Genomic DNA, 19,072 nt, shown 5'->3' with positions numbered 1-19,072 from the left:
GCCCGGCCCCGGCCCCGCCCGCCGTCGGACGCACGGCCTCGATCCCCTCCGCCGCCCGGCGCCCGCGGCTCCAGTACTCGCCCAGCGCCGCCACCGCGATCCCCGCTCGCTCGAGCGCCGCCAGGACCCGCGCCTCGTCCTCGGGCCCGGGCACGCGCAGGACGGCGTGGAGGCCGCCGTCCATGGGCAGCACCTCGACGCCGGAGGGCAGGTGCCCGGCGTCGAGGATCCGGGCCAGCATGTCCCGCCGGCGCCGGTAGTCGCGGCGCATGCGGGCGGTGTGCCGGCGGAACCCGCCGGAGCGCATGTAGTGGGCCACGGCGTCCTGGACCACCGCGGAGACCGGGGCACCGGCGTCGCGCCGCAGGGCCAGCACCTCCTCCCGGATGCGCGGCGGGAGCAGCACGAAGCCCAGGCCCAGCCCGGGCGTCAGCGTCTTGGCGAAGGAGCCCAGCGTCACCACCCGGCCGCCCGCCCCGGCCTCGCGGGAGTCGAGGGCGGCGAGCGCGGGCAGCGGGTCGCCGACGTAGCGCAGCTCGGAGTCGTAGTCGTCCTCGACCAGCAGCGCGTCCTGCTCCTCGGCCCAGCGGATCAGCTCGAGCCGGCGGGCCACCGGCATCGAGGTGCCCAGCGGGTACTGGTGCGAGGGGGTGAGGAGCACGACGTCGGGCCGGCGCTCGCCGCTCGGCAGGCCGGCGGGATCCAGGCCCTGCGCGTCCAGGGGCACCGGGACCACCGCGTGACCCAGGGCCTGGGGGACCCGGTGCAGCGAGGGGTACCCGGGGTCCTCCACCGCGACGGTCAGCGGGCGGACGTGGCGGCGGCTCAGGACGGTGAGCAGCAGGCGCAGGCCGTCGCGGGCGCCGGCGGTGACCACGAGGTCCTCGGGCGAGGCGACCACCGAGCGGAGGAGGCGCAGGTACTCGGCGAGCTCGCGCCGCAGCTCGGCGGAGCCCTCCGGGCCGTAGCCGAGTCCGGGGTGGGCGGCGGCGGAGCGCCACGCCGCGCGCCAGGCGGTGTTGGCGACGGAGGAGATGTCCGGGGTGCCGGGGCGCAGGTCGACGGGGGCCACGGGGCGGGCCGGGGCGGGGGACGGGGTCGCGGCCCGGGTGGGGGCGGAGGTGGCGGCCGGCGTCGGGCCGGGGTGACAGGAGCCTGGGCGGGCTGGCGGCGTCGGGGCGCGGCCTCGGGTTCCGGTGGCGGCCGGCGGCGTCGGGCCGGGGCGGCGGGCTCCGGGGCGGGCCGGCGGCGTCGGGCTCCCGTCCGCCGGGGCGCTGCGCGCGATGCTCGGCGGGAGGTCCGGGTTGATGCGGGTGCTCCCCCGGTCGGAGACGAGGTAACCCTCGCCCGCGAGCTGGTCGTAGGCGGTGGTGACCGTCCCGCGGGAGACGCCGAGGCGCTCCGCGAGGCCCCGGGTCGACGGGATCGGGTCGCCGGGGTGGAGGGCGCCGGCCGCGAGCAGGTGGCGGACCTGCTCGACGATCTGGCCGGGGATGGGGCCGGCCGCGCGGTCCACGCGGACCGGGATCTCGGCGTCGGCGGGGTAGCGGGGCATGGGACCAGTCTAGGCCCGCCCCGGCGAAGTGGACCAAAATCCTCGAACGATTCTGGATCTGTCGATGGGCCAGTGTTCCGGGCGAGGATGGACCCCATGACTCAGACCCTGACCTCCGACCAGACCCTCACCGGTTCCCCCCTCGTCAAGCGCGGCCTCGCCGACATGCTGAAGGGCGGCGTCATCATGGACGTCGTCAACGCCGAGCAGGCCCGCATCGCCGAGGACGCCGGCGCCGTCGCCGTGATGGCCCTGGAGCGCGTGCCCGCCGATATCCGCGCGCAGGGCGGCGTCGCCCGCATGTCCGACCCGGACCTGATCGACGGGATCGTCAACGCCGTGTCCGTCCCGGTCATGGCCAAGGCCCGCATCGGCCACTTCGTGGAGGCCCAGGTGCTGCAGGCCCTCAAGGTGGACTACATTGACGAGTCCGAGGTCCTCTCCCCCGCCGACTACGTCAACCACATCGACAAGCAGAAGTTCACCGTGCCCTTCGTCTGCGGCGCGACCAACCTGGGCGAGGCCCTGCGCCGCATCGCCGAGGGCGCGGCCATGATCCGCTCCAAGGGCGAGGCCGGCACCGGCGACGTCTCCGAGGCGACCAAGCACATCCGCACCATCCGCGGCGAGGTCGCGCAGATCCGGGCGGCCTACCAGTCCGACCCGGACTCGCTGTACGTCAAGGCCAAGGAGCTCGCCGCGCCGTACGACATCGTGCTCGAGGTGGCCCGCACCGGGAAGCTGCCGGTCGTGCTGTTCACCGCGGGCGGGGTCGCCACCCCGGCCGACGCCGCGATGATGATGCAGCTCGGCGCCGACGGCGTGTTCGTGGGCTCGGGCATCTTCAAGTCCGGCAACCCGGCCGAGCGCGCGGCCGCGATCGTCAAGGCCACCGCGTTCTACGACGACCCCGAGGCCGTCGCCGACGCCTCGCGCGGGCTGGGCGAGGCCATGGTGGGCATCAACGTGGGCGACCTGCCCGCGCCGCACCGCCTGTCCGAGCGCGGCTGGTAGGCGCGTGACGACGCAGGTCGCCGGGCTGCCGGGCGCCGCCGGGGCTCGGGGCGCCGCCGGGGCCGGGACTCAGGGGTCCGTCGGGACCCGGAACGCCGCGAGGCCGGCCGCTCGCTGGCCGGCACCCCGGTGACCGGCGGCCGGCCCGAGGCGCACGACGTCGCGGTCCCCCGCCCCGAGGCCCCGGTGATCGGCGTCCTCGCCCTCCAGGGCGGGGTCGCGGAGCACGCCCGGCTGCTGGAGTCGCTGGGCGCCGAGGCGCGCCTGGTCCGGCGGCCCGGCGACCTGACGGGGCTCGACGGCCTGGTGCTGCCCGGCGGCGAGTCCTCGACCATCGACCGGCTGACCCGGCTCTTCGGCCTCCGGGAGCCGCTGATCGAGGCGGTCGCGGGCGGCCTGCCGGTCCTGGGGACGTGCGCGGGGCTCATCCTGCTCGCCGCCGAGATCGACGACCCGGCGCCGGGCCAGCAGTCGTTGGGCCTGCTCGACGTCGCGGTCTCCCGCAACGCGTTCGGCTCGCAGGCGGCCTCAGCCGAGGTCACGCTGCCGTGGGACGGCGTCGGCGGGGAGTCGGTGCGCGCGGCGTTCATCCGGGCGCCCATCGTCACGCGCACGGGGCCCGGCGTCGAGGTGCTCGCGCGCCACGAGGGCCGCGTGGTCGCGGTGCGCTCCGGCACGGTGCTGGGCATCAGCTTCCACCCGGAGCTGACCGGGGACGCCACGGTGCACGGGGAGCTGCTGGGGATGGTGCGATAGGGGCGGAGGCGCCGCTCCTACCGCGCGCCTCGCGCCGTGAGCACGCAGCTCACGGCGGCGTGACCGGTACGTGCGCGATTCGCGCCGAGCGGGACGCCTCCCCCTCGCTCCGCGTGCGCTCCGAACGGCGTCGATGGGTTGCTGAACCGATCGATGAGATCGGGTGGGCCCTCCCGATCCTCCTTCGGCGGTTCCAGCCCTGCCCCGGAGCATGCCGACTTTTCGGCATCTCCGCCCTGTAACGCCGCCCTGTCTTCCCGACATAGACAAGAGACAGAAGGAATACGAGGATCCGCACACCCCGCGGCATCCCACCAGGCACCTGCCCGCATCTCACCGGAACCGTGCCGCGCACGGTTTCAGGAGGCATCGAGTGGGCTCAGTTCACCATCGGATCGTCGCGGGGGCCGGCGTCGTCGTCTTCGGGCTCCTGGCCGTCCTGTCCGCGGTCTTCCTCGACCTGCAGGACCGGACGGTTCCGCGGGCCGCGGGTGCGAGCGCGGCATTCGACCTCGACTTCACCGGCTCCGCGCTCGACGACGCGACGGCCCTCGATGCCCTGGGCTCGGTCAGCGACGACCTCGGCCTGGGCTTGGTCCGCTTCGCCGGGGACGTGCGGGACGGCGGGGGCTCGGATCAGGTGCTCGTCGAGCTGGGCGCGTCCCGCTCTCTCCCGGACCGCCTCCCCCGGTTCGGGACCGTCCCCGACGCCGAGGTCCGCGGCTCGGAGACCCTCGCGAACTCCTCCCCGCAGGGCCGGTACCTCGTCACCGGTGAGCACCCCGATCTGGCCGTCTTCGCCGAGTGGCTGGAGGAGAACGGCGTGGGAGCGGCGCGCATCCCGCCGGCGGCCGCGTCCGCCCCGGGCCTGCTCGTCGCCCAGCCCGCCTTCACGACCTGCCTCATCGCCGCGCTGCTCCTGCTAGTGTGCCTCGCCTTGTACTGGTGGGCCGTCCGGGCCCGACGCCGCGCCCTCCTGGTCCTGGCCGGCATGGCGCCCCGGGGGATCATGGGCTGGGACCTCGCGGGTCTCGCGCTGCCGCTGGCGGGGTCCGCGGCGCTCGTGACCGCGGTGGCGGCCGGCTTCGCCGCCACGCGCGGAGGCGTCTTCGTCCTGCCGATGGTCCTTCTCCTGGGAATCCTCGAGCTGCTCCTGATCGCCAGCGTGGTCGGGGCCTTCGCCCTGCTCTCGGTCGCCGCCTGGCCCTCCTCGGCCGTGCTGTCCCGATCGCGTCACGCCGCTCAGGGGCACCGCCTGACCGCCACGGGGCTGATGGCGCTGTCCTTCCTCCTGATGGTCGCCTCGGTCCCCCCGACGGCCGCGGTCTGGCGGGACGCGGACGCCGTCGCCCGGGAGCAGGCGCAGTGGCGGCTCCTCGCCGACCAGGTGAGCCTCGCGCTGACGGTGGGCGGGACCGAGGAGGAGTTCGACGTCGTCAGCGAGTCCCTGGGGCGGTTGTCCCGGGACGCGGAACGCCGGGGGTCGGTGGCGCTCTCCTACGCGTGGGAGACGGCGCCGTCGTCCGCGGACGGTGCCGAGCCCTCTTCGGACGGTCCGCCCCTGGCGCTCGTGAGCCGGGCGTGGCTGGAGCGCACCGGCGTCGACGACGCCGACCTCGCCCCCGCCACCCGGGAGAGCCTCCCCTCCGAGGCGCGGGAGTTCCTCGACGAACAGCTCCCGCTCTGGACGCACAGCGCCCCGGCGGGCCTCGAACTCTACGTCCACCGCGGGGAGACCGGGCCGCCGCTGATCAAGGGCGGCAGCGGCAGGATGCTGTTCCCCCGGGAGCCCATCCTCGTGGTCGTTCCCGACATCCTCTCCTTCAACGACGACTTCCTGGGGGCGGCCATCTCCTCGTCCAACATCGTCTTCACCGGCCTGGCGGCCACCGAACGGGAGGTCCACGACGCCGGCCTGAGCGGCGCCGTCCGGGTGCAGCTCGTGGCCGAGGACGGGCTCCTCCGGGCCCAGCTCTCCTCCTACCTCGCCCTGATCACGGCGCTCTCGCTGCTCGCCCTGGCCGCGGCGCTGCTCGTTGCGTCCGCGGTGGGAGCCGCCATCGCCGCGATCGTGTCCCTGCCGCGCGACCGGGTCCTGGGGCTGTCCGGCGAGTCCCGGTGGAGGATCGTGGCGCCCCGGCTCGTCCCCCAGTGGGCGGCGGGAACCGTGCTGACGGGTGCCGTCCACGTCGCCATGGCGGGAAACGGGGTCGAGCAGCCCGGGTGGGTCTGGGCCGGGGCCGCGCTGGGGCTCGCCGTCGCGAGCGCCTGCCACCTCGTGGCGACCCGCTGGGCGTTCCGCCAGGCGCTCGAACGCGCCCTGTGAACCTGAGTCCTGGAACCGGGCATCGGCTCGGACATCGGCACCGGCGGTGGCGCTGACACTGCGCCGCACCGGCATCGCAACGCATCTAACCGACACCGCATCGCACCGCACCTAACCGACCCCGCATCGACTGGAGGACCGACATGATCGAAGCGCACGACCTCAGCATCCGCATCGGCCGACGACTCGTCGTCGAGGCCGCCACCCTCGCCTGCCGCGCCGGGGAGGTCACGGCCCTCACCGGGCCGAGCGGCTGCGGGAAGACGACCCTCCTCCAGGGCCTGGGCCTGCTGCTGCGGCCGGCCGGCGGGCGCCTCGCGGTGGACGGGGAGGACGCGACGCACTGGCCCGAGCGGCGGCGTCGCGCGTTCTGGCGCGAGCGGGCGGCCTTCATCCAGCAGGACTACGGCGTGATCGACGACGCCAGCCTCGCCTTCAACGTCGCGCTGCGGACCGACCTGTTCGGGCAGCCCGCACGCGGGTCCCTCCCCGGAGTCCGGGAGGCGCTGCGCCGGGTGGGCCTGCGGCGACCTGAGTCGGAGCCGGCGGCCCACCTCAGCGGGGGCGAGAAGCAGCGTCTGGCCGCCGCTCGCGCCCTGTACCGGGGGGCCGACGTCGTGTTCGCGGACGAGCCCACCGCCTCCCTCGACCGGGGCAACCGGGACCGCGTGACGGGCCTGCTCGAGGAGCTGGCGGGCGCGGGGGCCGCGGTGGTCATCGCGACTCACGACGAGCGGCTGGCGCGGCGGTGCGCGCGGGTCCACGAGATGGCCCGGGCGGGGTGAGGGCGCGGCCGTCCCGGGCGGGGTGAGGGGGTGGTCATCCCGGGCAGATCGCCGCCGGCTAGGGCGGACTTAGGGCAGGGGTGAGCACGTAAGGCGGCTCGCCCAGAATGGGCCACGTCGCCCCGCCGCCGCGGACGGGGCGGGGAGGGGGCGCCCGTGGAGGAGGGCTTCGTGGAGATCTACCGGCTCCATCACGGGCGCGTCCGGGCTCTGGTCGGCCGGCGCCTGGAGGGGGCCGAGCAGGCCGAGGACATCACGTCCGAGGTCTTCCGCATCGCGTGGGCCCACCACCGCGCCGGCGGGACCGTCACCCCCGCCTGGCTGCACCAGGTGGTGCGCAACCTGCTCGGCGCGGAGTACCGGCGCGGCCGGCGCCAGCGGGACCTCCTGAAGCGGCTGGCCGCGGTGGAGACGGACGCGGCCGCGGAGGACCCCGGGCCGGGCGTCGTCGAGACGGTCGCCGTGCGGGCGGCGATGCTGGGCCTGACCCCCGAGGACCGCCGCGTCCTGCACCTCGCGTTCTGGGAGGACCTCCCCTCGGCCGAGATCGCGCGGAGGCTCGGCTGCTCGCCTCCCGCGGCCCGGGTCAGGGTGCTCCGCGCCAAGCGGCGGCTCGGGGACCTTCTTCAAGCGCCGTCCCGCCGGGATGCACCCGCCCCCGCTCACACCGGCCAGGCGAGGCGATGAGCGGGCGGTCGAGGGGCGGCGGGCGGGTGGCCGAAGGGCGGCGCCGGGCGATGCACGGGCAGACGCCAGATGACGCCGCGGGGCGGCACCGCGGGGTGGCCGGGCGGCGGGACGACCGGGTCGCGAGGGGACGAGAACCCGCTCAGCGCTGCCCCAGGTGCCCCCGCAGCGTCGTCCCCTCGTACTCCGTGCGGAAACGACCCCGCCGCTGCAGCTCGGGAACCACGTGATCCACGAAGTCCTCGAGCCCGCCGGGCAGCGAGGGCGGCATGAGGTTGAAGCCGTCGGCCCCGCCCCGGTCCAGCCACTCCTCGATCCGGTCCGCGATGGACTCCGGCGTGCCGACCATCGTGCAGTGCCCGCCCCCGGCCGCGAGCCGCCCGAGCAGCTGCCGGACCGTGGGCCGCTCGGAGGCGACGATGCGCAGGATCGTCGCGTAGCGCCCCTGCGGCCCGGTGAACTCCTCGAGCGGGGCCAGCTCCGGCACGGGCGCGTCCAGCTCCCACCCCGAGCAGTCCCGCCCCACGAACCGGCTCAGCTGCCGCAGCGAGGCCTCCGCGGGCAGCAGCTCGTCCAGCGCAGCCTGCTTCCGCCGCGCCTCCGCCTCGGTGCTCCCCACGTACGCGACCAACCCCGGCATGACGACGACGTCGTCCGGGTCCCGCCCCGCCGCACCGATCCGCCGCCGCACGTCCTCCCGGTAGGCCACGCCCTGCTCGAGGTCGTAGGCCACGGCGTAGATGCCCTCCGCGTGGCGGGCGGCCAGGTCCCGCCCCGGTCCGGAGGCGCCCGCCTGGAACAGGACGGGGCGCCCCTGCGGCGGCTCGGGGACGTTGAGGGCGCCCGCCACCGAGAAGTGCTCGCCGGCGTGGGCGACGTCGCGGATCAGCTCCGGGTCCACGTAGCGGCCGGAGCGGTCCGCCTCGAGGGAGGCCCCCGGCCAGGAGGACCACAGGGCCTGGACGACGTCGATGAACTCCTCGGCCCGCTCGTAGCGCCGCTCGTGGGGCGGCATGGCCGGCATCCCGTGGTTGCGGGCCTCGACGTCGAACATCGAGGTCACCACGTTCCACCCGGCCCGGCCGCGGCTGATGTGGTCCAGGCTCGCGAGCAGGCGGGCCGCGTGGTACGGGGTGTAGAAGGTGCTGGAGACGGTGCTGACCAGGCCGATCCGCTCGGTGGCGCGGGCCATCGCGGACAGCGTGGTGAGCGGCTCGAGGAACCAGCCGGGCGAGTCGCCGAGCGAGGGCGCGTCGAGCGACTGGCCGTCGGCGAAGAAGACGGCGTCGAGCAGTCCGCGCTCGGCGGTGCGGGCCAGCCCCTCGTAGTACTCGATCTCGCCGAGGCGGCCGACCGCGGAGCCCGGCGCCCGCCAGGCCCCCTTGTGGTGCCCGCAGCCGTAGACGAACAGGTTGAGGTGGGCGCGCTTGCGCGGCGCATCCCCGCCGGAGCGCCCGCGTCCCGTGGGAACGGACGGCTGCTTCGGTGACGAGTCGTCGGTGCGCGGCGAGCCAGCGGCGGGTGACGAGTCGTCGATCCGCCCGCTCATCCCTTGACCAGCCCGCCGTCGACCACGAGGTTCTGGCCCGTCACGGCGCGCGCCCACGGGGAGGCGAAGAAGAGCACGGCGTCGGCGAGCTGCTCCGGCGTCGTGACCTCCCGCAGCGGGGTCCCCGCGGCGATCGCGTCGAAGACCTCCTCGGGGGTCGCGGCGCTGGCGTCGGTGGTGCGCAGCAGCCCGCCCGAGACCATGTTGACCGTGATCCCGTCCGGCCCCAGGTCGTGGGAGAAGGTGCGCGTGATGGACAGCAGCGCGGCCTTGGCCGCGGTGTAGTCGTGGTACGGGACCACCGGGTGCTGGAAGAGGTTGGTGCCGATGTTGACGACTCGCCCGAATCCCTGCTCCCTCATTCCGGGCAGCACGGCCTGGATCAGGTGGACCGGCCCGGTCAGGGAGCCCTCGACCTGCGCGCGCAGGTGGTCGTCGGTGAGCTCGTGGGCCTTGGGCCGCGCCTCGCCGTTGAACGAGAAGTCGACGAGCGCGTTGTTGACCAGCGTGTCGACCGGCCCGCCGAACCGCTCGGCCGCCGCCTCGACGGCGCGCACGGCCTGGCTGCGGGACCGGACGTCCAGCTCGACGGCGAGCACGCGGCCGGGAAACTCCTCCTCGAGCCGGTGCGCGGCCTCCCGGCTCTCCCGGAAGCCGACGACGACGCGCGCCCCCTCCCGCAGGAAGGCCCGGGAGATGCTGGCCCCCACGCCCCGGGCGCCGCCGGTGACGAGGACGACCTGCTCGTCCAGCGGCACGGCCGGGTGCCGCTCGGTCGAGGAGGCGGGGTGCCGTTCCGCGGAGGAAGAGGCCGGGGCGGCGTCGTGATGCCGGTGGCCGGGGGCGGCGTCCTGGGGAGGAAGGTGGTCGGTCATGGGTGCCTCATCTCTGAGGCGAAAGGAGGCGCGGTGCTCGGCACCGAGCGGACATTCCCTTCGCCAGTGCTAACTGAATCAGGTTCGACGGGTGTCATCTCAGCCGCCGGAGCCTGGATCGGCTCCCGCGCGGCACCCCGTGTCGTGCCTCTCACCCTAGCAACCCAGTCCGCGCTCCACGGGGAGGGCGGAGGCGCCGGGATGTCCTTCGGCCTCGGCCCCTCGCCGGGGAGTCGTCTCGACACCTCGCCGAGGACGCCAACCCGAACCTTCACCAGGAGGCTCGCCTCCGGACCTCGTCGGGGCCCGGCCCTGGGCCTGCGACCTCAGAAGCTCCCGCTCGCCCCGCCGCCCGAGAAGCCGCCCGGCGTCCCGCCGAACGAGCTGCCGCTGGAGCCCGCGCCGTCGGACCCCGGCGGCGCAGTCCCGCTCCCGGTGTAGAGCGCCGGCGCGGCGACGTAGAGCGGCAGCCACGTCCCGAAGCCGGGGGCGTACTGGGTGTAGCGCTGCGGGTCGTCGGCGTCGGCGAGCTCCTCCTCGCCCCGCTCGGCGCGGCGCCGCCGCTCCTCGCGCTCCTCCTGGTCCGTGGGCGGCTTCCGGTGGTGGTACCGGTACCTGCGGAAGGCCTTCCGCGTCGGCTCGGAGACCTCCCTGCCCGGGTTCTCGCGGAGGTACTCCTCGATCTCCTCGTCGGCGACCCGGCGCCACTTCCGCGCGTCCGCGAAGACCCAGATCAGCACGGCCGCCACGATCAGCCCCACCGCCCCGAGGATCACGGCAGCGATCAGGCCTCCGTTGCCGCCGCCGGAGTCCGACGCCGGGCGCACGCCCTCGGCCTCGTCATAGAGGGCGTCGACGGTGTCGGTCAGGCCGCGGTCGTAGTCGCCGTCGCGGAAGGGCGGCTCCAGGACGTCCTCGACGATCTGCTCGGCGTCGTCGTCGGTGATCGCCTCCCGGGCATCGTCGCCGACCTCGATCCGCAGGTCCCTCTCGTCCATGTCCACCGCGAGCAGCACGCCGTTGGAGGTCTCCCCCTCGCCCAGAGGCCAGGAGTTCGCGACGTCGCGGGTCCAGTCCTCCCAGTCGCCCTCGACGCCGTCCACGGTCAGCACCGCGACGCGCGCCGCGTCGGTCTCGCCGTTGCGGCGGTCGATCAGCTCGCTGAGGCGCTGCTCCTCCTGGTCGGAGAGGATGCCGGCGTCGTCGCGGACGTTGCCCTGCGCGGGCGGGTCCGGCAGCGACCGCTCGCCGCCGCCGTCCACGCCGCACCCCGCCAGGAGGGCGCCGGCCACGAGGGCCAGAGCCCCCGCGGCCAGCCGCGAGCGGACCGCCATCCGCCTAGGCCCTCGCCGCGCGCTCGCGGGAGCGCCCCACGAAGAACAGCACGAGCCCGACCACCAGCAGGATGAAGCCCAGGCCGCCGCCGAACACGCCGATCAGGATGCCGCCGACGCCGGTCGCGATGCCGCTCACCGAGACCGGCGGGCCCACCATCACCTCGCCGCCGGAGCAGACCATGTCGTAGGTTCCGGACTCGCTCACGGTGAAGGAGGTGTAGGAGGTCCAGGTGGTGCCGTCGCTGGTGAAGGAGCTCTCCTGGGGGGTGCCCTCCTCGATCGAGGCGCCGGCCGGGCCGGAGATGTTGCACATCGGGGCGCCCGCGCCGTCGCGGATGTAGACCTGCATCTGCTCGTCGGCCTGGATCTCCACGGAGCCCGAGCCGTCCACGCGGGTGCTGTTCTGCGCCTCGGAGACGGCGCCGCCGATCCCTGTGACCGCCATGATCACGGCCGCCACGACGCTGACCACCAGCAGAGCCCCGCCCACGATGGCGAGGATGCCGCCGACGCGCTTCATCTTCGAGCGGCCGGACTTCGCCGGCGCGGGGCCCGTGGCGCCGGCGTACGCGTAGCCACCGGTGCCGCCGCCCGAGCCGGGGCCGTAGCCGCCGTGGTCCCCGCCGGAGCCTCCCGGCTCGGAGCCGTACCCTCCCGACCCGGAGCCCCCGGAGGAGCTCGCACCGTAGCCGCTCGCCCCCGCCCCGCCTCCCGCGGAGCCGGCCGAGGGCGCCGCCTCGTGGGCGGGCATCTGCGTGGTGGGCGGGGGCCCGGGCGTGGCGCCCCCTCCGCCCTCGCCCGCGGACCGGGCTCCTGCTGCGTCGTGGGGCTGCTCATCCGGCGTGTTCTCGGGCGGGCGGGAAGTCATGTCGTCACCTCAATCAGCGAGTGCAATAAGTCACACGTTATCGAAGGACGCGTGTAGTTACTAGCCACAGCGGAGATTGAGACGTCTCCCAGGCACATCTCAGCCCCGGATCCACACGTCCGTCCGCGCCCGCAGGCCCAGGGTGACCCCGCGCAGCCCCATGTACCCCACCGCGTAGGCGACCCACAGCCACACGAACCCGGCCGGATCCACGTCCCCCGCGCCCCCGCTCATCAGGTACACGCCCACGAGCATCGGCAGGTACCCCACCAGCGCGATGAACGAGGCCACCGCCAGGTACCGCACGTCCTGCGCGCCGATCAGCACGCCGTCGAGGATGAACACGTAGGAGGCCAGCGGCTGCCCCACGGCCACCACGAGCAGCGCGATCGCGAAGAGGTGCTGGACCTGCGGGTCCGCGGTGAACACCCACCCCAGCCCGAACCCCACGAGCGGGCACAGCAGCCCGGTCACGACGCCGAAGCCGAGCGACCACCGGACCAGCCGCCCCATGAGCCGCCGAACGTGCCGCCGCCCCTCCTCGGCCCGCATGTCCCGCGCGCCCATCTCCTTGCCCAGCAGCGCCTGCGCCGCGATCGCGAGCGCGTCCAGCGCGAAGGCGAGGAAGGAGAAGAACGCCATGACGATCTGGTAGGCCGCGAGGTTGGTGGACCCCTGGCTCGTCACCACGAAGACCGTGACCAGCAGCGCCACCCGCATCGACAGCGTGCGCAGCATCAGCCATGAACCGACCCGGAGGATCGCCCCCAGCCGGGCCGGCGTCGTCGCGAACAGCCCGACGCCGTGCTCGCGGCACCCGCGCGCCACCAGGAGCAGGTACACCGCGGCCATCCCCCACTGGACCAGCGAGGTCCCGAGCGCCGACCCGGCCACCCCGAGCCCCAGCGGGAAGACCAGCAGGTAGTTCAGGCCCACGTTGACCACGGCCCCCGCCCCGGCCACGTAGAGCGGCGTGCGCGTGTCCTGCAGCCCCCGCAGGATGCCGACGGCGGCCAGCACCAGCAGCATCCCCGGCAGCCCGGGCATGGACCAGCGCAGGTACTCGACGCCGTACCCCAGCGCCTCCCCGCGCGCCCCGAGCCCGCGCAGCAGCGGCTCCGCGAGCGCCCACAGCGCGACCGCGATGACGACGCCGAGGCCCAGACCGACCCACAGCCCGTCCCGCCCCTTCTCGTAGGCGGCCGGCAGGTTGCGCGCGCCGAAGAACCGGGCGACGGCCGGCGTCGTGGAGTAGGAGAGGAAGACCATCAGGCCGATCACGGTCTGCACCACGGTGGCCGCGACCGAGAGGCCGGCCAGCTGGGGCGTGCCCAGGTGACCCACGATCGCGGAGTCCGCGAGGATGAACAGCGGCTCGGCGATCAGCGCCCCGAAGGCCGGGACGGCCAGGGCGAGGATCTGGCGGTTGAGCGAGGGCTCGCGCGCCGGGCGCCCGCCCCCCGGGGAGGCGGTCGGGCGGTGCTGGTCGGGCTGATCTGGCTGGGAGTCCACCGATCCAGTGTAGGGCCCACCGTCACGGCGCCGACGCGGGCATCGCGCCCTACTCGTGCCCGCGGAGCCGGTCCATCTCCCGGCGCTCCTTCTTGGTCGGCCGGCCGGCCCCGCGCTCGCGGCGCGGCACCGGGGCGGAGAGGGCGCTGGGGCGCGGCGGCGAGTGGTCGACGTAGCACTGCTGCGCCACCGGAGCCCCCACGCGCTTGACGATGAGCCGGGTGACCTCGAAGACCCGCTCCCAGCCCGGCGTCCTGACCTTGACGACGTCGCCCACCCGCAGGGCCTGCGAGGCCTTGACGGGCTGGTCGTTCAGGCGCACGTGGCCGGCGCGGCAGCCGGAGGTCGCGGCGGAGCGGGTCTTGAAGATGCGCACCGCCCACAGCCAGGCGTCGAGGCGCACGCTCGAGGGGCCGTCCTGGGGCGTTCCGCTGGGGGTCTGGGCCGGGGTGCTCATGGCCTCCCACTCTAGCCAAGGGGGCGCGCGGCCCGTCCAGCCAGCCGCGGGCCGTTAAAGACCGCCGGCCGGAGCGACCGTTCAGGGAAACGATCACTCCGGCCGGCGGCTCGGGACGGATTCGCGGTCCGCCCCTCATCAATCACTCGCACCTTTATGAGGTACTCATGAAGTTACGCAGCGCTCCTGGAACCACCCCTGGCACCGCCTGGGAGGTACCTGGCAATCGCGGATCGCGCCGCGCACGGCGTCGGCCGCCGGGGGACCGCGCCGAGCAGGACGCCGCCCCCCTCGGGGAACGAGACCCCCGGCCGACGCCGCAGCCGGACCGCCGCCCCCGCCCCGCGCAACGTCTCTTACCGTTCGTGACGCCCCGGGTCCCTCCGTGAAGGCGCCTTTGCTCCCCCGCCCGGTCCGGGCCACGCTGGTTCGGTGAACACGTCCCGCCGCACGATCGACCGCCGCCAGCTGATGGGCCTGGGCCTCGGCGCGAGCTCCCTGCTCGCGCTCTCCGCGTGCTCCCCCGACGCCGGGGAGGCCGACGCCGTCGCCGAGACGACGACGCCGCGGCGGGGCGGCGTCCTGATCTACTTCGAGCCGCAGACCTTCACCACGCTCTTCCCGCCCCAGGCCGGCTTCTACGCCAACGGCGGGATCGTCAACAACATCGCCGACCGCCTGCTCTACCAGGACCCCGAGACCCTCGAGCTGCACCCCTGGATCGCCAGCGAGCTGCCCGAGGTCAACGACGACGCCACCGAGTTCACCTTCCGCCTGCGTCCCGGCGTCACCTACTCCGACGGCTCGGCGCTGACCGCGGCCAACGTGGTCAAGAACTTCGACCTCTACGGCCTGGGCGACAAGTCCCGCCAGCTGCCCAAATCCGAGCAGATCAGCAACTACGAGCGCGGCGAGGTGCTGAACGAGTCGACGGTCCGCTTCCACTTCGCGGCCCCCTCGCCCGGCTTCGCCCAGGCCGTCTCCACGATGAACGCCGGGCTGCTCTCCGACGCGAGCCTCGACTTCGACTCCACCGGGTTCGGGCCCGGCCAGGCCCGCGCGCTGTCCGCGAGCGGCCCCTTCGTCGTCGACGCCGAGGAGATCGGCACCCGGGTCGCCCTGCGCGTCCGGGAGGACTACGACTGGGCCCCGCCCCACTTCGAACACCAGGGCCGGGCCCACCTGGACGGCATCGACTACGTGGTCAACAGCGAGTACTCGGTGCGCATCGGCGCCCTGGTCTCCGGGCAGGCCGACGGCGTCCGCGAGATCGAGGCCCCCGACGAGCCGCGCCTGCGCGAGCGCGGCGTCCAGCTGCACGCGGCGGGCACCAACGGCGTCGACAACGGGCTCAACCTCCGCTTCCGCCACGAACTGCTCCGGGACGTCCGGGTGCGCCGGGCGATCATCTCCGCGGTCGACCGCGAGTCGATCATGCGCAAGCTCTTCACCGAGAACTACCCCCTGGCCACCGGCGTCCTCGCCGAGACCGCCGCCGGCTACAAGGACTACGCCGGCGCGTGGGCCCACGACCCCGAGGCCTCGAACCGCCTCCTGGACGAGGCCGGCTGGACCCGGGAGGGCGACGCCGGGGTCCGGAGCAGGGACGGCCGGCGGCTGTCCCTGCGCGTGAACACCGCGATCCCGCAGCCGCGCTCCCGCGAGGTCATGAGCCTGGTCCAGCAGGACCTGCTGCGCGTCGGCGTCGACCTCCAGATCAACGAGGGCGACTACGCGACCCAGAACCTCGACTCCGCCGACCTGGACAAGATCCAGCTGTACCACTCGATGGTCGGCCGCGCGGACTACGACGTCCTGAAGAGCCAGTACTCCGGCGAGAACCGGGACACCCTGCTGAACCTCGACGAGGAGTCCGGCGAGTACGGCGACCCGGAGCTCGAGGAGCTGCTGGGCCGCATCTCCTCGGAGCCCACCGCGGACCTCCGCGAGGCCGCCAGCTGGGCGGCCCAGGACCACCTCGTGGAGAACGCCTACCTGCTGCCGTTCTTCGAGGAGCCCCAGGTCTTCGCCTTCCGGGAGCGCGTCCGCGGCTTCCGGACGGAGGCCGTCGCGCGCCCCCAGTTCTACGACACGTGGCTGGCCGAGTAGAGAGCCTGAAGAGAGCACACCATGCGATACATCGCGCTGAGGATCGGCCAGGCGGCCCTGGTCCTGTTCGTCGCCTTCACCATCGCCAGCCTGCTGCTGGCGATCCTGCCCGGCGACGGCGTCATGGCCCGCTACGCCAACCCCGAGCTGGGCCTGTCCACCGCCGAGATCGACGGGATCCGCGAGGCCTCCGGGGCCAACGCGCCGTGGTACGTCCAGTACTGGCTGTCCCTGACCGGGTTCCTGCGCGGGGACTTCGGCTACTCGGTCTCCTCGGGGGCTGCGGTCTCCGACCTGATCGGCGCGGCCCTGCCCTCCACGCTCGCGCTGGCCGCCACGGCCTTCGTCGCGGCGGCGCTGGTCGCCGTCGTCATCGCCGTGGCCGCGACCTACGGGCGGGTCGGCTGGCTGCGCCGGGCCTTCGACTCCGTTCCCTCGATCTTCATCTCGGTGCCGGTCTTCTGGTTCGGCATCATCCTCGCCCAGGTCTTCTCCTTCCAGCTCGGCTGGGTCTCGGTGGTGGACCCCGGTCCTGTGGAGTCGCTGGTCCTGCCGGCCGCGACGCTGGTGCTGCCGATCTCCGCGCCCATCGCGCAGGTGCTGATCCGCTCGATCGACGAGGTCCGCGCCCAGCCCTTCGTCCGCGTCTCGCAGGCCAAGGGCGCCCGGCCCGGGTGGCTGCTGACGCACTCGGTGGCGCGCAACGCGGCCCTGCCGGCCCTGACCATCGCGGGCCTGGTGTTCGGCGAGCTGGTGGGCGGCGCCGTCGTGACCGAGACCGTGTTCGGCCGGGCCGGGATCGGGCAGCTGACCGCGCAGGCGGTCTCCACGCGGGACAACCCCGTGCTGCTGGCCGTGGTGGTGCTGGCGACGCTCGGCTACGTCGTCGTGAACCTCCTGGTCGACCTGCTCTACCCCGTCATCGACGTGCGGCTGCGCAAGGGCCGCGCCCGCCCCATCCCGGCCTCGCGCCGGATCGGCGACGTCGACTCCGCGCCCCGCCACGCCCACCGGGAGGTCGTCTCGTGAACCAGGTCCGCCTCACCCCCACGGCCGTGCTGGCCGGCGTCGTCGCGCTCCTCGCGGTGCTCGCCGCGGTCTTCCCGTTCCTCTTCACGGGCGAGAACCCCACCGACGGCGGGGACACCGCCGCCCTGCTCTCCCCGAGCCTACAGCACTGGTTCGGCACGGACCAGATCGGGCGCGACGTCTTCGCCCGCGTGGTCTACGGCGCGTCCCACTCGCTGCTGGCCGCGCTCGTGGCGGTGGGCGTGGGGCTTGTGGTCGGGACGGTGCTGGGCCTGGTGGCCGGCACCCGCCCCGGAGCGCTCGACGACGCCCTGATGCGCGTCGTCGACGTCCTGCTCTCCATCCCCGCGCTGCTGCTCTCGCTCACGATCGTGATCCTGCTGGGCTTCGGCACCATCAACGCCGCGATCGCGGTGGGGGTCACCTCGATCGCGCTGTTCGCCCGCCTGGCCCGCTCGCAGAGCGTGAGCATCGGCCGGAGCGACTACGTGGCCGCGGCCTACGGCACGGGCGGGACCTACTGGAACGTGCTGCGCCGGCACATCCTGCCCAACGCGGTCTCGCCGGTGCTCTCGCTCGCGGTGCTGCAGATCGGCTCGGCGATCCTGCAGATCTCCACCCTCGGCTTCCTCGGCTACGGCACCCCGCCCCCGACGCCGGAGTGGGGCCTGGTCATCTCCGAGGGGCGCGACTACGTGGCCACCGCCTGGTGGATCACGGTGCTGCCCGGCGCGGTCATCATGGCCGTGGTGATGGCCACGCACAAGATCGGTTCGACCCTCCGGGAGGCGACGGCATGAGCCCCACCCAGCACACGACCAGCCGGCCGGAGACCGGGTCCGTAGCGACCGCGGGAGCACGCGGCGTCGGGGCCGGTGCTGGCGCACGGCCCGGTGGCGCGGCGCCCGACGGCGTCCGGCCCCGTGCGTCCGGCGGCCCGGCCAGCGTCGCCCCCGACGCCGCGGGAGCCCCGCCCGTGCTCCGCATCGAGGACCTCGGCGTCGCCTACTCCCTGCGCGGGGCCCGCGAGCCGCGCCAGGCCCTGCACGGCGTCTCGCTGAGCGTGGCGCGCGGCGGGATGACCGCGGTGGTCGGCGAGTCGGGCTCCGGCAAGAGCACCACCGCGAGCGCGGTGATCGGCATGCTCGCCGGCAACGCCTCGGTGACCTCCGGGTCGGTCCGGCTCGGCGAGCGGGAGCTGCTGGGCGCGAGCGAGCCCGAGCTGCAGCGGATCCGCGGCGCCCACGTCGGCTACATCCCGCAGGATCCGGGCAACTCGCTGAACCCGCTGAAGACCGTGGGCGCCAACGTGGCCGAGGCCCTGCGCATCCACCGCCGCGCCGGGCGGGCCGAGGCGCGGGAGCGCGTGCTCGGGCTGCTGGAGCGCGTGGGCCTGGACCGCCCCGAGCTGCGCGCGCGCCAGTTCCCGCACGAGCTCTCCGGCGGCATGCGCCAGCGCGTGCTGATCGCCTCCGCGATCGCGCTGAGCCCCGAGCTGATCATCGCCGACGAGCCGACCTCCGCCCTGGACGTGACCGTGCAGCAGCGGATCCTGGACCTCCTGGACGACCTGCGCCGCGAGGAGGGCACCTCGATCCTGTTCATCACCCACGACCTGGCGGTCGCCGGGGAGCGGGCGGACCGGGACCTGGACGCGATGGTCGAGCTGTTCGGCGCCGCGGAGCGCTACGTCGAGCAGCAGCCCGGCGCCGGGGCGCGCGAGTTCCTCGAGTACCTGGACAGCCAGGACCTGCCCATGGACACCCTGGCCCCCGCAGCCACCGCGCGGCCCTCGGTGGCGCTGGCCACCCCGGCGTCGGCGGCCGGGCGGGAGTGGGGATGGGTCCACGTGGCGGCGGTCCAGCAGGGCACCTGGCCCAACACGACGCTGCGCGGCGGGCTGCTGGCCACCACGGAGCTGAGCGACGTCGTGACGCTGGGCTGGGAGCGGGCGGCGGCGGCGACCCACCGCACGCGCCTGCGCGAGACCCGGTACGACGAGCTGCGCACCTTCGCCACGGCCGTCTCGCGGGCGCGGGAGAAGCTGGTGGTCAGCGCCGTGTCCAACGCGGAGGAGGAGCCCAGCGAGTTCCTCGACGTGCTCGCCCCGCAGCAGCTCGACGGCGCGGGCCTCACCGAGGTGCGCCGGCCCATGACCCTGCGCGGGCTGGTCGCCGAGCTGCGGCTCGCGGCGCAGGATTCAGCCCGCCCCC

At 74.6% G+C, this 19,072-nt stretch carries 16 protein-coding genes and 1 riboswitch; of the genes, 9 read left to right on the top strand and 7 right to left on the bottom strand.

Features of this window, described 5'->3' with window-relative positions; all coding sequences use genetic code 11:
* Positions 1–1,555, bottom strand: a 1,555-nt coding sequence (gene pdxR, locus NBM05_RS13865; protein WP_254168668.1) for a MocR-like pyridoxine biosynthesis transcription factor PdxR, incomplete at its 3' end; no start/stop codon positions are given.
* 87 nt (positions 1,556–1,642) lie between these two features.
* Between pdxR and pdxS the strand changes: the two genes are divergently transcribed.
* The 5 genes from pdxS (at position 1,643) to NBM05_RS13840 (ending at position 7,123) form a co-directional block, all read left to right on the top strand.
* Positions 1,643–2,569: a pyridoxal 5'-phosphate synthase lyase subunit PdxS gene (gene pdxS, locus NBM05_RS13860; RefSeq protein WP_373689343.1), complete on the top strand. Its 927-nt coding sequence runs from the start codon at positions 1,643–1,645 to the stop codon at positions 2,567–2,569.
* A 129-nt stretch (positions 2,570–2,698) separates the two neighbouring features.
* Positions 2,699–3,325: a pyridoxal 5'-phosphate synthase glutaminase subunit PdxT gene (gene pdxT / locus NBM05_RS13855; RefSeq protein WP_254168664.1), complete on the top strand. Its 627-nt coding sequence runs from the start codon at positions 2,699–2,701 to the stop codon at positions 3,323–3,325.
* 373 nt (positions 3,326–3,698) lie between these two features.
* On the top strand, positions 3,699–5,651 hold the full coding sequence (locus tag NBM05_RS13850; protein WP_254168662.1) for a bacteriocin-associated integral membrane family protein: 1,953 nt from the start codon (positions 3,699–3,701) through the stop codon (positions 5,649–5,651).
* A 143-nt stretch (positions 5,652–5,794) separates the two neighbouring features.
* On the top strand, positions 5,795–6,436 hold the full coding sequence (locus NBM05_RS13845; protein WP_254168660.1) for an ATP-binding cassette domain-containing protein: 642 nt from the start codon (positions 5,795–5,797) through the stop codon (positions 6,434–6,436).
* A gap of 171 nt (positions 6,437–6,607) precedes the next feature.
* Positions 6,608–7,123 (top strand): RNA polymerase sigma factor, encoded by a 516-nt coding sequence (locus NBM05_RS13840; protein ID WP_254168658.1) that lies wholly within the window; start codon positions 6,608–6,610, stop codon positions 7,121–7,123.
* Positions 7,124–7,265: 142 nt separating this feature from the next.
* On the opposite strand, the gene NBM05_RS13835 is transcribed toward NBM05_RS13840, so the two are convergent.
* From NBM05_RS13835 to NBM05_RS13810, 6 genes are all read right to left on the bottom strand, one after another.
* Positions 7,266–8,672: an LLM class flavin-dependent oxidoreductase gene (locus tag NBM05_RS13835; protein ID WP_254168657.1), complete on the bottom strand. Its 1,407-nt coding sequence runs from the start codon at positions 8,670–8,672 to the stop codon at positions 7,266–7,268.
* On the bottom strand, positions 8,669–9,430 hold the full coding sequence (locus NBM05_RS13830) for a 3-oxoacyl-ACP reductase (RefSeq protein ID WP_254168673.1): 762 nt from the start codon (positions 9,428–9,430) through the stop codon (positions 8,669–8,671). Before NBM05_RS13830 ends, NBM05_RS13835 begins: the two co-directional genes overlap by 4 nt.
* 154 nt (positions 9,431–9,584) lie before the next feature.
* Positions 9,585–9,697: riboswitch (TPP riboswitch) on the bottom strand.
* 176 nt (positions 9,698–9,873) lie between these two features.
* Positions 9,874–10,881, bottom strand: coding sequence for a TPM domain-containing protein (locus NBM05_RS13825; protein WP_254168655.1), 1,008 nt, complete (start codon positions 10,879–10,881; stop codon positions 9,874–9,876).
* Between the two features lie 4 nt (positions 10,882–10,885).
* Positions 10,886–11,752, bottom strand: a complete 867-nt coding sequence (locus tag NBM05_RS13820) for a hypothetical protein (protein ID WP_254168653.1) — start codon at positions 11,750–11,752, stop codon at positions 10,886–10,888.
* 99 nt (positions 11,753–11,851) lie between these two features.
* Entirely contained in the window at positions 11,852–13,264 is a 1,413-nt protein-coding gene (locus NBM05_RS13815; RefSeq protein ID WP_373689342.1) for an MATE family efflux transporter, read from the bottom strand.
* A gap of 49 nt (positions 13,265–13,313) precedes the next feature.
* Positions 13,314–13,721 carry an RNA-binding S4 domain-containing protein gene (locus NBM05_RS13810; RefSeq protein WP_254168652.1) on the bottom strand — a complete coding sequence of 136 codons (408 nt, stop codon included), beginning with the start codon at positions 13,719–13,721 and terminating at the stop codon, positions 13,314–13,316.
* 471 nt (positions 13,722–14,192) lie between these two features.
* Between NBM05_RS13810 and NBM05_RS13805 the strand changes: the two genes are divergently transcribed.
* The 4 genes from NBM05_RS13805 to NBM05_RS13790 form a co-directional block, all read left to right on the top strand.
* Complete coding sequence (locus NBM05_RS13805) at positions 14,193–15,830, top strand: TIGR04028 family ABC transporter substrate-binding protein (protein ID WP_254168670.1); 1,638 nt, start codon at positions 14,193–14,195, stop codon at positions 15,828–15,830.
* A gap of 21 nt (positions 15,831–15,851) precedes the next feature.
* Positions 15,852–16,859 (top strand): ABC transporter permease, encoded by a 1,008-nt coding sequence (locus NBM05_RS13800; RefSeq protein ID WP_254168650.1) that lies wholly within the window; start codon positions 15,852–15,854, stop codon positions 16,857–16,859.
* Complete coding sequence (locus NBM05_RS13795; RefSeq protein ID WP_254168648.1) at positions 16,856–17,659, top strand: ABC transporter permease; 804 nt, start codon at positions 16,856–16,858, stop codon at positions 17,657–17,659. The genes NBM05_RS13800 and NBM05_RS13795 overlap by 4 nt, the downstream gene beginning before the upstream one ends.
* A partial coding sequence (locus NBM05_RS13790; RefSeq protein WP_254168646.1) for an ABC transporter ATP-binding protein occupies positions 17,656–19,072 on the top strand: 1,417 nt, incomplete at its 3' end. The genes NBM05_RS13795 and NBM05_RS13790, both read left to right, overlap by 4 nt.

The sequence above is a fragment of the Rothia santali genome, assembly GCF_024199905.1.
Classification (GTDB): domain Bacteria; phylum Actinomycetota; class Actinomycetes; order Actinomycetales; family Micrococcaceae; genus Rothia; species Rothia santali.
The sequence above is the reverse complement of the archived record's forward strand: the minus strand, read 5'-3'. Positions and strand labels throughout refer to the sequence as shown.

What these genes read in the sequence shown, in the direction of transcription:
- pdxS (WP_373689343.1), top strand. Translation starts at nt 1,643, where the DNA reads ATGGACCCCATGACTCAGACCCTGACCTCCGACCAGACCCTCACCGGT.
- NBM05_RS13845 (WP_254168660.1), top strand. Translation starts at nt 5,795, where the DNA reads ATGATCGAAGCGCACGACCTCAGCATCCGCATCGGCCGACGACTCGTC.
- NBM05_RS13835 (WP_254168657.1), bottom strand. Translation starts at nt 8,672, where the DNA reads ATGAGCGGGCGGATCGACGACTCGTCACCCGCCGCTGGCTCGCCGCGC.
- NBM05_RS13825 (WP_254168655.1), bottom strand. Translation starts at nt 10,881, where the DNA reads ATGGCGGTCCGCTCGCGGCTGGCCGCGGGGGCTCTGGCCCTCGTGGCC.
- NBM05_RS13820 (WP_254168653.1), bottom strand. Translation starts at nt 11,752, where the DNA reads ATGACTTCCCGCCCGCCCGAGAACACGCCGGATGAGCAGCCCCACGAC.
- NBM05_RS13810 (WP_254168652.1), bottom strand. Translation starts at nt 13,721, where the DNA reads ATGAGCACCCCGGCCCAGACCCCCAGCGGAACGCCCCAGGACGGCCCC.
- NBM05_RS13805 (WP_254168670.1), top strand. Translation starts at nt 14,193, where the DNA reads ATGGGCCTGGGCCTCGGCGCGAGCTCCCTGCTCGCGCTCTCCGCGTGC.
- NBM05_RS13800 (WP_254168650.1), top strand. Translation starts at nt 15,852, where the DNA reads ATGCGATACATCGCGCTGAGGATCGGCCAGGCGGCCCTGGTCCTGTTC.